This window comes from Salipiger sp., from assembly GCF_059781815.1.
In genome coordinates this window covers 1-12991 of the sequence record NZ_JBYNAH010000153.1, presented here as the reverse complement: position 1 = coordinate 12991, position 12991 = coordinate 1, and the positions used below count along the sequence as shown (strand labels likewise).

General features: G+C 65.6%; 8 protein-coding genes. 3 read left to right on the top strand and 5 right to left on the bottom strand.

The window, feature by feature from the left end; all coding sequences use genetic code 11:
* Nucleotides 1-462 precede the first annotated feature (462 nt).
* Together AC6RA4_RS16805 and AC6RA4_RS16800 are read right to left on the bottom strand one after the other, a co-directional pair.
* Entirely contained in the window at nucleotides 463-1512 is a 1050-nt protein-coding gene (locus tag AC6RA4_RS16805; RefSeq protein WP_500162303.1) for an FAD-dependent oxidoreductase, read from the bottom strand.
* Nucleotides 1509-3152 (bottom strand): LodA/GoxA family CTQ-dependent oxidase, encoded by a 1644-nt coding sequence (locus tag AC6RA4_RS16800; RefSeq protein WP_500162301.1) that lies wholly within the window; start codon nucleotides 3150-3152, stop codon nucleotides 1509-1511. Before AC6RA4_RS16800 ends, AC6RA4_RS16805 begins: the two co-directional genes overlap by 4 nt.
* A 329-nt stretch (nucleotides 3153-3481) precedes the next feature.
* On the opposite strand from AC6RA4_RS16800, the gene AC6RA4_RS16795 reads away from it, so the two are divergent.
* From AC6RA4_RS16795 to AC6RA4_RS16785, 3 genes are read left to right on the top strand one after another with little or no spacing between them, the layout of a single operon-like run.
* Complete coding sequence (locus AC6RA4_RS16795; RefSeq protein WP_500162299.1) at nucleotides 3482-5164, top strand: tyrosinase family protein; 1683 nt, start codon at nucleotides 3482-3484, stop codon at nucleotides 5162-5164.
* Between the two features lie 47 nt (nucleotides 5165-5211).
* The gene (locus tag AC6RA4_RS16790; RefSeq protein WP_500162298.1) at nucleotides 5212-6711 is read left to right on the top strand and encodes a hypothetical protein; all 1500 of its coding nucleotides are present in this window, start codon (nucleotides 5212-5214) and stop codon (nucleotides 6709-6711) included.
* Between the two features lie 14 nt (nucleotides 6712-6725).
* Nucleotides 6726-8570 (top strand): DUF8225 domain-containing protein, encoded by a 1845-nt coding sequence (locus AC6RA4_RS16785; protein ID WP_500162296.1) that lies wholly within the window; start codon nucleotides 6726-6728, stop codon nucleotides 8568-8570.
* A gap of 201 nt (nucleotides 8571-8771) precedes the next feature.
* On the opposite strand, the gene AC6RA4_RS16780 is transcribed toward AC6RA4_RS16785, so the two are convergent.
* From AC6RA4_RS16780 to AC6RA4_RS16770, 3 genes are all read right to left on the bottom strand, one after another.
* On the bottom strand, nucleotides 8772-10166 hold the full coding sequence (locus AC6RA4_RS16780) for a hypothetical protein (RefSeq protein ID WP_500162295.1): 1395 nt from the start codon (nucleotides 10164-10166) through the stop codon (nucleotides 8772-8774).
* A 22-nt stretch (nucleotides 10167-10188) separates the two neighbouring features.
* The gene (locus AC6RA4_RS16775; RefSeq protein ID WP_500162293.1) at nucleotides 10189-12138 is read right to left on the bottom strand and encodes a DUF8225 domain-containing protein; all 1950 of its coding nucleotides are present in this window, start codon (nucleotides 12136-12138) and stop codon (nucleotides 10189-10191) included.
* Nucleotides 12139-12444: 306 nt separating this feature from the next.
* Nucleotides 12445-12741, bottom strand: a complete 297-nt coding sequence (locus AC6RA4_RS16770; protein WP_500162291.1) for an amidohydrolase family protein — start codon at nucleotides 12739-12741, stop codon at nucleotides 12445-12447.
* Between the last annotated feature and the right edge of the window lie 250 nt (nucleotides 12742-12991).

Sequence of the window (12991 nt, the reverse complement as noted above, 5' to 3'; positions counted from 1 at the left end):
CATGACAGAAGCCAAGCGGCACTTCCGAGATCAATGCAAAATAAGTTGGCGATCCCGCGGTGTTCCTTCCACCATCGGCCATTTTTGTGGTGCGGTCGCGGGCATGTGATGAGCCCCTCGTGCCGGTCGTCTAACTGACTGTTCTCATGATCAGGAAGCCCTCACGTTCAGAGCTTCGCCAAAACGTCATTTTCGGCGCGCGATCATGACTTTACCTTGCGCGATCGGGTTCCGTCAAAACGGGAGCCCTCTTCGTCCATTTCAGGCGGCGTCGATCCGTCGCGTGATACTGGCGCGCACAAGCTGGCCAATCGTGTGCATGCCCATCTTCTCCATCACCCGTGCCCAGTCAGGAACACCACGGGAAACTCCGGCTGGATCGCCGCGACCCGCTCGGCCAGCTCGAAGCCGTCGAGCCGGGGCAGATACATGTCGAGGATGGTGCAGCCCGCAACCGCAGGTTTACGCCCTCTCCCGAAGCGCAAGAGGCCGCCGGTTGTCGTCGGTCCGCGCCCGCCAGAACGGCGCACGGGGCCAACGCGCAGCGGCCTCGGCATAGAGCAGGCAGCGCGTGACGGTCTCGGCGCAGCGGGGCGGCAACGGCACCGGTTCCAAAGCAAGTCCAAGATAGACACGCGCGGCCTCCCGCCCGTCCGACAGCGCCCGCGCGAGACCAAGGCCCGACAGCGGATCGGACGCCGCGTGCGCATCCCCCAGTCCCCGCCAGCCCGCGCCGCCCGCGAGGTGCTCGGCCGGGCTGCCGCAGGGCACGGTGCAGCGGCTGAACTCGGAAAGACCGCCGATCCGAGCGCGCGTCGCGGGCGCGCGCCCGAGGGCACTCTCCCAATCCGCGCCAGTCATGCGGTCGGTGACGAACCCTGCCGCGATCCGGCCGGGCCGCGGCAGAGGCAAGGTATACCACCAGCCCAGGTCCACAGCTTCCAGAACGAGCTCGACGGCGCCCGCGTCCGCCCCTGCCAGAACGCGGTGATGGCAGATCAAGTCGTCAGCCGCTCCCGCGGCCGCCCCAAGCGCCCGCGCCACGCGCCGCGCCCGGCCGCTTGCGTCGAAGATCGTTCCGGCCGTCACGTCACCTGCGTCGCAGGTCATGCGCCAGTCACCGGGGCGACCCGAGATCCCTCGCGCGGTGGATCCGAGCCGCAGGGCAGCACCTGCCGCCTCGGCCCGTGCGGCGAGATCCGACAGGAGCGTCGCGCGCTCGATGGCGAAGCCGAGGCCATACGGGTCGAACAGCGCCTCCTGCCGCACGGGCGGACCCGCGCGCCAGTGGCTGACGATGGCAGAGAGCGGCACCGCGCCGGGCGCTCGGGGCGTCCAGCCGAGCCGCGCGAGGACCGGGAGGGCTGCCGGCCCGAGGTGCTCGCCGGGCATATCGCGAAACGACTCGTACCGCTCCAACACGACCACCCGAGCGCCGCCCTCTGCCAGCGTCAGGGCCGCCGCCAGCCCCGCAGACCCGGCCCCTATGACTGCGACATCGTGCACAGTCATGTTGGCTCGGGCGGCTCGGGCGGCTCCGGGAGGTCGCGCTCGGTTTCCCAGTAGACGCCAGCCCGCTCCAGAACGAAGCCAAGTTTCGACCACTCCGCAATAAACCCGGCGGTATCGTTGATCCCGATCCCACGGGTCCATACCCTTGGCACGGTCTGCCCGAAGGGGGTCACCATGTCCGGCCTGTGCTGTGGCCACCAGCCCGGAAAGTAGACCGGCCCGGCGACCTGCGCCGTGTCTTCAGGCGGCGCCTTCGTCGCCCCGGGCGCCAAAGCGTCAACCGTGTCGCGCCGGCATTGCAGGAAATCCGCCTGCCAAGGCACGGCCATCTGCTTCGTCACGTCGCCGGGTTCGAGCTTCCCGGTGACCGAGGCCCGCTGCGCCTCCGCCAGCCGGAAGGGTTCTGCCCAAGTGTAGACATCGCGCATCATCCAGCCGAACTCCATGCCCGGGTAGAACGGCCCGCCACAGGCATTCTCCAACGCCGCACGGTCCATCCCCTCGGGCGTCACCGGGGCGTCGGAACCCGGCGTCGCGGGCGGCGCCCCCCCGGGTGCGCCCGCGTCGACCCAGCGGCGCAGATGGTCGTAGATCACACCCGTCACGGCAAAGCCAGCATCGCCCTGCGGACGCCAGACATACTGATCGGAATACAGCATCGGCATGTTCATCAGCCCGCGATTGTCGCCGTAAGGGCTGCGGATGCGATCAAAGAGCGCCTTGCGGTCGCCGCGGGTCGCCGCCTCACGCATCGCCATCTGGACGGCGAAAGCGTGCACCGGCCCGGTTCCCATGGTCCAGCGTACGTTCATGATCCGCATGAGGACCGGATGCACGTCGGTCCAGTAGTCGGTGGTCGTCGGCCGGTCCTCCGGGTGGCCCTGCACCCAGAGGTCCCAAAGCATGTCATGCGCCGTCACCACGTTCTCCAGCGCGGGCGCGAATTTCGGCACCGTACAGATCACCCATGACGGCGCGGCGTCGAGGACGCGGCCGTCAGAAAGCGTGACCTGCGCGGCAACCCGCCCGTCCGAGGTATCGTCATGCCACCCGTCATTGTTGGCATAGTCTTCGATCGGCTCACCCCCGGGCGCCGCGGAGTGCCCGTGTCCGCCAAGGACGAGGAGCCGGCCGGCGCCATCGGTCAGCAACTCGCCGAGCGGCACCGCAACCGGCTCAGTTTCGGGGTCGGCCACGAATTGCCCGCTGTCGAACCGCACCGGACCCGCATTCGCACCCGAGATGGAGCGCGGCCCCGGCGCAATCTCGAGCCCGGCGCGCGCCGGGCCGGAGATCTTCGGGTTCCTCGGCGCGCCGGGCTTCTGGCCATTGAAGGTCAGCCAGGATGCTTTGGTATTGGCCACGGTGACAGTCCAGTCGATCCGCGCCTCTGCCGCCGTCACTTCGCCAAGGCAACCGCCCTCCGCGTCGTAAGCGAAGACGCGGAACTCCGCTGCCTGCCGCTTCACGCAGCCCTCGACCTTGTAGCCGCCCGGAGGTGGCGCCACCGGCCCGGGGCGCACCGGACCGACAAAGTAATCCGTCCGCTGCGCGGCAGGCCCTTCGCCGCGCGCATTGCCCAGCCGTGCGATGCCTACTCCGGGGTGTATCTTCAAGTAGGCTACGGACTGCATGGACATTCCCTGTCAATTCTCCGGATCGCCCCTCCGCATTTGCCCGCTGGCGCGGAATTGATCGGGCAGCGCGGCACCCTCGCGAGTCATTGGAGATCTACCATTAGGAGAAATTAGATCACAAAACTCTCCAAATTGGTAATGCAAATCCGCGACACGTGTCGTAAGCTCTCATTCACGTCAGCGAATTCAAACTCTGCCAGCCCGCGATGAGTTTTGAGAAAATGATAGAAAAACCACCTGTCTGGGACGTCGATATTTCGCCACTCTTCGCAATGCCATATTGGATCGACGAGGCGGAGCGAGAGGCTGTCGGATATTTCTGGACGCGCTGCATGGCAGCCTATCTCATCGACTTCACCGACTATGACAGCGTGACGACCTGGGCTGTCACGATCTACAACCACCTTGCCTCTCGCAACATGCCACTGACCTGCGACCAGCGGCAGATGTGGCCTGGCGAGGCGCTCGAGACCCTCCGGGCCTGGATCAATGCCGGCTGCCCACGCGACGCGACGTCGACGCTCGATCCAGCGGAGCGGATCCCGCCGCCGGTGCAGCCGGATCCAGGCCTGCGCGTGCGGAAAGACATCACCTCACTGAGCGAGGCGGAGCTGAACGCCTTTCGCGCCGCGCTCGACGACATCATGCATGTCGGCACATCCTCACCCTCCAGCCCATGGCAGCAGTGGGCCTATCTCCACACCAACTGGTGCCTGCACTACCAAGAGGCTTTCGGCTTCTGGCACCGCGCGTTCCTGATGTATCTTGAGGACAGGATCGGCATGGCGATCCCCTACTGGGACTGGATGGCCTGGGACGCCGCCGACCCCACGAGCCCGCGCGCGGGCCTCCCCCAGGCCTTCCTCGACGAAACCTACGTGCATCCCGACGGCAGCACCCGTCCTAACCCGCTGCGCTTTGCCGCCGCGAAGGATGGTCGGTCGAAGAAATGCGACGTCGCGCCCGACCGCTGCACAGGCGACGAATGCCGCTACGTGCAGCGGCTCGAGGTCTTTTCCGATCCTGCCGATCCGGACCGCGCGCGGTATTTCGAGATGCCCCGCATCTTTCAGGAGCAGGTGGCCGACGCGCTGCTGTTCGACAGCTTCTCGACCCCACAGGGCGCTTGGGGAGCAACCGGCGTGCCTTGGGCCAACATCCCGGTCTTCACCCCCCCGCAGCCAGACGACCTCTACCCGTTCCGGCAGATCAATTTCGACGGGCTCTACGAGCAGCCGCATGACAATTACCATGGCTGGATCGGCTACGACATGGCGGACAACGCCTACACCGCCTTCGATCCGATCTTTATCTCCTACCACGCAAACATCGACAGGATGCTGGAGATCTGGATCCGCGCCCACCCGGGTGCGCAGTACACGACGCAGACGCCGCTTCAGCCCTTCGTGGGACCGCTTGCGACAGCCGTGGACGAGGCCTCCGCCGAGCGCTGGCGCTATACCACGCTCGGCCAAATGGCGCAGGACTGCAGGCGACTGGGCTACGACTATGGGCCGGTGACGGTGCCTTCCTACGGCGCCACCCGCCAAGGCGCAGCGCAGGACAAACCGCAGGCTGCGGGCCTCTCCAGGGCGCCGGCCGTCGCGGGCGGTCCCTGGATCGCCTTCTCCGGCGTGCGCTGCACCCATGATAGCTACACCATCGACGTCTTTCTCGAGAAACCGGACGCGGATGCCGGGGATATCGGCCCGGCCTGCCCGAATTACGTGGGCCGCTTCTCGCGCATCGGCATGGGCATCGTCGACGACAAGGGCCGCTGCATCCGACATGGCGTGACGCGTCTGATGACTGCCCGGCGGGCCGTGGCGGCGCTCGGCCTCTCGGGGCCCGAGGCTCCAGAGGTCACGGCGGTCGTCACACGCCTCAGCGATGGCCACCGGTTGGGCGACGACGAAGCCGCGGCACTGCCGGGCTTCGTACCGCGCTTCCATTGGGGCGCACCGCCTGCAGACACCGCGGCGGACACGCCCGCCACACCATGCTGCGGCGGCTGATCGAAACGGACGACGGCAATGATTTCCTGAGGGAGGGACCCGGAGTGATGAAACGCAAGATTGCAGCGGCGGGCCTTGCCGCAGGGCTCTTCATTGGCGGCGGCACCGTGGCGGCGGCGCAGGACAGCCCGGCCTTTCCCTGCCTGAACCCGCCAAAACTTGACTCGACCGTCCCCTCGGACAGCCCGATCACAGATCAGAACTCGCTCAACTGCTTTGCCTGGCAGGAATTCATCGCGCTGAACTGGAAAGCCGACGGCATCGATGCGCCGGCAGGCCCCGATCCGGTCGCGAATTTCGGCGCGCCGGACGACACCGGACCCACCGTTTGGGAAACCTATTCCGACATCCACAGCGTCTTTCTGCCCGACGGCAGCCCGCCGCCGCCCTTCGGCGAGCTGCCCCCGGCGCCCGCCGCCTGTGCGGAAACCTACACGCCGGGCACGCGTGTCCTGACCCGCTCCTCCAAGGTCTCCATCGACTTCGAGGCGCCCGACGACATTGCCGAGGCCTTCCCCTTCGACGGCTCGCCCAACTGGCTCGCCGACCGGGACGGCAACCAGGTCTGGTACGAGATCATGATCAACCGCGACGAATTCGACTACATCGTCGCGAACCGCCTCTACAACGCGGTGGAGGGCTATCTTGCCACGCTCGGTGGACAGAAGGTGGATCTGCCGCGCGGTCGGACAGGCGGAGCGGTGGGCGCCATCGAGGTCAAATCCGCCTGGGTCGAAGTCCCCGACCCTGCTCAGCCCGTCTGGTCGACCTACAAGCTGACCGAGGCGCTGATCCACGACCCCGCGCATGGCAGCTGCGAGACTGCCACGCTGGCGCTGGTCGGTCTTCACATCATCCACAAGACCGAGAGCCAGCCGCAATGGATCTGGTCGACTTTCGAGCATGTCGCGAACGCTCCCGACGCCGCCACAGTCTCGGCAGGCGAGGTGGGCAACGAGTTCCGTTTCTTCAACCCGTCCTGCGCACCGCAGGCGATCCCGGCGCAATGCGTCGGCAATTCAGTTGCGCGGCCAGACGGGACGCTCTTTTGCGACGCCTCCAAAGTCGGCTCGCCGACCGAGACGTCCTGTACACCGAACGCTTCGCCTGGCTTCTGCGTCACGCCGGACTGTCCGCCGATGCCGGTACAGGTGGCGCGCAAGCACGCCATTGCCGACGGGCAGGACAACCTCGTCGCTTCCCTCAACGCCGCCGCACAGTCGATGATCCGCGCAGCCGCTCCGGACTCGGTCTTCGCCAACTACATGCTGGTCGACGTGCTTTGGTCGGACAGTCCCGTCGACGAGAATACGCCCAACCGCGCGCCATCGACCGCCCCGCTCTCGATCTCGGGCATGCGGCCCGCGCCGACCGAGAGACCCGTCGCGAACACCACGATGGAGACGTATATCCAGGGCACAACCTGCATCAGTTGCCATATGGGAGCGAAACTCGCCTGGCCAAGCCAAAACGATGCGCTGACGCCCTTTGCTTCGGACTACAGCTTCAGCTTTCAGAACGCCCGGCCAATCCCGGCTGGCGAGTGAGAGGAAAGACGGACATGAGCCCCACAGCATCACCTCACCTCTCGCGCCGCGGCTTTCTTGCCGGGGCTTCGGCCGCTGCCCTTGCCGCGGGCCTGCCGCGGCCGGCGTTTGCGCAAAGCGTCCCGTTGTCGGCATTTTCGACACCAGCGTTCATTCAGGACTTGGCCGCCAATCCGACGCTGCAGGCGGCGTTGAACGAAGCGTGGAACATCAACGCCAACGGCTGGACGGAACAGGCGATCCGCGGCAATCCCTTCACCACGCTCTTCGCCGCAAACCAGGATTACTACTACAACCCGCTGTCTACCGACCTCACCGGCTCTATCGTCGAGAAGGTCAGCTGGACCGCCTTTCCGAACCGCGCGGTGTTCTATCTCGACGCATTGAGCGACCAGCAGCGGTTCGAGTTCGTCGATTTCGGCTATTCGACCTCGGCGCCCATCGCCCCCATCCCTGCGACCACCACGATCTGCGCGGAGCAGACCGGAGCAGAGATCCCCGCGAATGGCCCCACGAACCAGTTCCAGCCCTACGGTCCGCGCGGCTGGATGGACGAGTATTGCGAGATGGCCGTAACGCGGGAGGGCGACCGCACCGATGGCCGGATCACCCGCATCGACTTTGTCTGCGAGAACCCAGAGTACTGGTACACGCTCTGGTCCGTTTCGCCCGAGACGGTGCTGGCAATCTATCAGGAGATCCTCGGGCGCCCGCAGATCACCCTTGCCGATCTGGAACTGCACGATGCCGCGGGAAACCCGGTGATCGATCCCGGCACCGGGCGGCCCGCCTACAATCCACTCAACAAGTGGAACAGCGGCCCGCACCGGACGGCCGATGGCGGCGGCGCGATGCACCTCACCTCCACCCCCAACACGCTACAGACCGAACTCGGCCTTGCCGGCGCTGCGACGGTCCTCCGCAACATGGGCAATGCCAACGGCACGGATCTGATCTGCTGCGCCCAATATGGCCAGATCATGCGCAATTCAGACCCGCATATCGGACAGATTTCGAACCAGATCGTGGGCTTCGGCGGCGGCTTCCGGGTGTCTCTCGCCGATCCGATCGGCCTTTACATCCAGACACCGACCTTCACCAATTACGTCCTGCCCGATGATCCCAACCTGCCCGAAGGGACGCGCGCTGCCGATTGCTGGTCGATCCTGCGCGGGCAGGAAACGCTGCCCGGTTTCCCGTCCAACTTCAACTTCCTCCTGCACGCGAAATTCGAGATCCCCCAGGCGTGGCGCGATGCCGGCGTGAGCTTCGAGGTCGGTGATATCGCGGTCGATGGCGAGCCGATCCGCTACGGCAGCCAGATGCTGCCGACCATCCAGGTGGCGCTCTTCCCCCGCGCCGTGGCCGCCGACACGCCGCAGGCGCCGCAGCCCTGCGTGGCGGGGCTCTCCACACCTTTCGCGAAGGCCCAGCCGCAGCAGATCATGTATCAGGACCTCTGGGACGGATACAACGCGACGGCGGTGCCGAACGCGCGCGGCGTGGCGATGACGCTGGCATCGAACACGATCATCGTGGCGCCGCGGATCGTGCCCGGGACGACGGCAACGCTGGCCCTGCTCGGCTCGGCGTTCGAGGCGGCGGGAGCGCTCCCGCAGGTGGCATTCTTCCGCGAAGGCGACACATCTCCCGACGCCGCGATCACCGTCACGGTCGAAGGGCTGGAAGACGTGGTCTACGCAGTGCCCGGCAACTCCGAGCCCGGGCCGCAGCAGCTCCTGCGCCTGACGGTCGATGTCGGCGCGGACGCCGCGCCCGGCACCCGGTCGGTGTCGGTCGCGAATGCCGGCGACGCGCTTGGCGAGACGGCACCGTTCTTCCTCTGGGTCGAGGGATAGGGGCAATTGCCTGCGCGGCGCGACCACCGGCGCATTTCGACGGGCAGACGCCTCGTAGACGCCCGGGCTGCGAGATCACGACCGGAGAGCTCGCCTCGGCGATCTCTATGGCCTCTATGGCTCGACGCCGCTGCGATACCGCCTCGGGGCGCGCGACAGTGACATCGAACTCGCCGGGATCGGGTATCGAGACCGTTGAGACTACTGTTGGGCCATCCCGAAGATGAAGCTGTAATCCGATGCATAGGCCGGCACCCCGTCCACGCCACCGCCGTCTTTGATCGTCGCGCCGGAATGGCACTCCACGCAGGAGACGTCCTGCGCATAGGTCTCGAGCATTGGGTTCGACACCTTGAAAGCATTGAGCGCCGGACGGAACGCGGTTTCCGACAGCGGCGACATCGGCGCGGTCGTTCCCGCGTTCTCGTCGACCGGACTGTCTGCCCAGAGCACGTTGACCAGCTGGTAGTACTGGAACACGCTGTCTGGGTTGGCCGCAGCGATCATCGCCTGTGCCGCAGTGTTCGTCGCCACGATCGGGTTCTCGTTCGTCGACGGCAGCGAAAACTGGCGTGTCACCTGGATCGGGTAGGGTTGGCAGGCGCTTCCTGGATCCACCACCCCGCCTTGGAAATCTTTGAGCGCATAGGCCGGCGACACGTTCGGCAGGCAAGAGGTTGTCGTTGCGTTGTCGAACACCGCGCAGGATTCAGGCACCGGCATCTCGACACACCCGCTTTCGCGGTAGAACCGGTACTCGCGGTCGAGCGTCCCCGCTTCAACCTGGGCCTGGTCCGGCGAATTGTCCACGTGATCGAAAGTGGACCACGTCCAGCTTGGCTGCGCCGCGGTCTTGTGCAGGATGTGCATGCCCACGAGCGCCACGGTTCCCGTCGTGCAGACCTGATCGCCACCGGTCCCGCTGCAGAACTGGGCATCGGCCGTCAAATACCGCGTCCAACGTGGATCGGTAGGGTCGGTGACGGACAGCCATGCGGCCTTGAACTCCGCCGCTCCCGAGCTGTCGTTGAAAACCCCCATTGGCAGGTCGATCCGACCGCCATCCTCGACCATCGCCCTCTGGCTCGCCGCCTTGAACAGCTGGTTTCCGATGATGTAGTCGGCCTCCGCGTCGTTCACGAGGATCTCGTACCAGACGAGGTTGCCATCCCGGTCGGCGAGCCACGCGGTCGTCGGTGTCGCCTCGTTGATATCGTTCCCGGGGTTGAAGTTGCCGTCGAGCTTCGCGGTCCGTGCGAGCTGGCGCACCCCTTCCGCGGCCTCGGGCGGCGCAACGTAATCCGCCGGAGGCATCAGCTCCGCCGAAGTCATGAACGTCTCAAAGACCGTGCGCCCGCCGCCCGGATCGCCGTAGACCCCGGGATCTCCGCCTGCCTGCGGCCAGGTCACCGCGATGAACTCCTGCCACGCGAAGCAATTGAACGATTGCTGGTCGCTGAGAAGCGTGTCTCCCGGAAAGGCCGGACCCAGCGTCGGTGGGTTGAGGCAGGGGAAGGACGGCGTGTCCTGCGCCAGCGCCGCACTTCCGGAGCTCAGGATCAGCCCGAGGGCGGAAAGGACAAGGGGACGTGTCATGGCGTTGATCTCCGCTGTCGAACTACTGGCCGGACCGGACAAGGATGTTGCCGGGCACCGGCACATCGGGATCGTTGCCGGGATTGGTGACGCGCACACCGTAGCTGCCGTCCGGCACGTCCGGGCCGATCTCGATGGAAAGATCGTAGAGAATGACCTCGTAGATGCCGTCCTCCGCCGGTGCATCGCTCTGCGGCATGGCGCCGTTCAATGTAACCGTGATGCCCTGCGTCACCGTGCCGTCCGGCCCCACATAGTCGATCACCGGCTCCATCGCGCCCCCAAGCACCTCGAGCGCCATGTGCGGCAGTGACACGCCCGGCGGCGTCTCGAATGGCAAGAGCGGGATCGTCGCGGCAGAGATCGCCGGCTGGCTCTGAACTGCGTCGAAGACCGCCATCGTCACCAGCGGTTGCGCCCAGCCGTTCTGGGCAGAGGCGGGGCTTTTTTCGGCAACGGGTGGGAAGCGCGTGCTGTCCGCGAGGTCCACGTCCAGATAGGCGGTCGCCGCCAGCGCCTGGTTGAAGGTCTCGGCGATCTGGCTTCCATACAGGATCGGCAGCGGCGGCGTACGCAAGACCATGCCCGGGAACACACGGTCCTCGTTCGTCGGGGGTGAGATCACGATATCCGACACGGTGTAGCCCTTCTCGGCCGGCACCTCGAAGGTCGCGTGCAGGATCTGGTCGTAATGGACATCCGGCCCCGCCTCGGCCGCCGTGCGCCCGCGCACCACCGTGAAGAACTCGGAAGCGGGCGTGCCGTCCGGCGTCTCGTAGTTGGAGAAGTCCGGCATCTGCATGTACAGCGCGATCGGGTTGGTCAGCGTGATCGGCTTGCCGACATTGCGCACCACCTGGTTTCCCTGCATGCCGATATTGGGGTCGGAGTTGCGGAAGTTGCCACCATACTGACCCGAACAGATCATGTTCGCGGGGCTGTACTGATCGCCCGGCAGATCCCGCAGAATCGTTGCCGCGCCGCCAAGGTACATCTCTGCGCCCACCGTGTTGGGCGGGCTCGTCAGGTGCACTGCGCCGCCGCCGGTCTCCGTCGCCTCGTTGCCGTAGTTCCACTTGTTGAGCGGGTTGTAGGCGGGATTGCCCGCGGCATCGTTGACCACGTTCCCTTCAGCATCGCGCAGGTAGAGATCCTCGATCACGACCTGGGGTCCAACAAGCTGCTGGTAAAGCACCAGCACCTTTTCCGGATCGACCTCCCAGAGCGTGAACCAGTATTCCGGGTTCTCCGCAGTGAACGAGATCTTGGTGATCTGCCCGCCGTCGTTCCGGGTCACCACCCATTCGTTGTATTCGTCCTTCCACCCCCGCGGCCCGCCGACCCGCGAGCTATAGAGCGCCCATTGATCCTGCGGTTGGTCCCAGTGCACCACCGGACAGACGCCCGAGACGCCGGTCGGGATCGACACCGCGGCAAAGCTGTCGCCCGGCGTCTCGCCCAAGGCAGGATACTTGGCGAGAACGTCCGACAGGTTCGCCCGAAGGGTCTTCGCATACGTCGCGCCGTGCGCCTCGATCCACGTCTGCAGAACCGCGTCGTCGGCAAGATTGCCCTTGTCTGCCAGCGGATAGGTCAGCGCAGGATCGAGCGCATAGGGGGTGCCTTGCGACGTGCTGAAATACCAGTTCAACTTGTTGGGAAAGGCCGTCCACGTGATCGGCTGCACCGCCGTATTGACGGTCTGATCATATTCCGCCGGATCGAGGTAATTGACCCGGGGCGCATCGTTCATATTCGTCCAGGGATTTCCGGCGATGGCCATGTCGGTGAAAGCCGTCATGGCATCGGTCCATCGCCGCTGCATTTCCGCAAGCCCGTCCGGATCGCCAGCGAAATCGGTTTCCGCGATATAGGCTGGCGTGTCGTACTGGAAATCTTCCGCAATAGCTGGGACAGCAGCCATCGGAAAAAGAAGCAACGCCGCAATCGGGAAGCGAATAAAGTGAGTCATACGATGACTCCAAAGCTAATTACGCCGAATGGCACAGGAAATGCCGTGTGGCATGAGTGTTCCACGCCCGTCGGTATTTTTCAACTTATAATTGTCTAACGGTGAAACTATCAACCTTGAGTTCCGCTCGACATTGCCGAGCAGTGCTCCTGTCTGCATGTGCATTCCCTATGCACAGCAAGCCGCCCCGAGCGTTGCTTTCCACGCGAACGGCCCCGGCTTTTCTTCGAGGACCGGGCCACGATCAATTCTGTCAAGCTGGCCGTATTTCGCGAGGGCATGAGGCCCATATCATCCGCGAAAGCGTCACGCGGAACGCGCAAGCAGCCTGCCGCAGGCGCTGCCCTCGTTCGTCTCGCCGCCATAGGCGCGGCGTCCGTTCACATAGACAGCACGGACGCCGATGGACGGGCGCACGGGATCTTCGAAACTGGCGGCATCGCGGATGGTCTCGGGATCGAAGAGCACGAGGTCGGCAAAGGCCCCCTCCGCGATCCGCCCGCGGTCAGGCAGGTCAAGAACGTCTGCCGTCTGGCCGGTCATCTTGGGGATGGCGCCAGCCATCGGCAGCAGTGCCTGTTCGCGGGCGTAGTGGCCCAGCACGCGGGGAAGGCGCCCCAAAGGCGCGGATGCGGGCGCCGGTCGCGAGGCAGCCCGTCGGATCCCACCAGCGACGGAGGCCAGGACAGGATCCGCTCCAGATCGTCGTCGTCCATCTGGCATGTTGGCGATATCGAATACGGCGGTGAGCTATCCTGCTGCGAAGTTAGCGACAACCTGATAAAGCCAGCGCGACTACCACGCGGCCTCGTAGATCGACCGGGCATCTGCCTCGCCGACCTCGCGCGGGTTG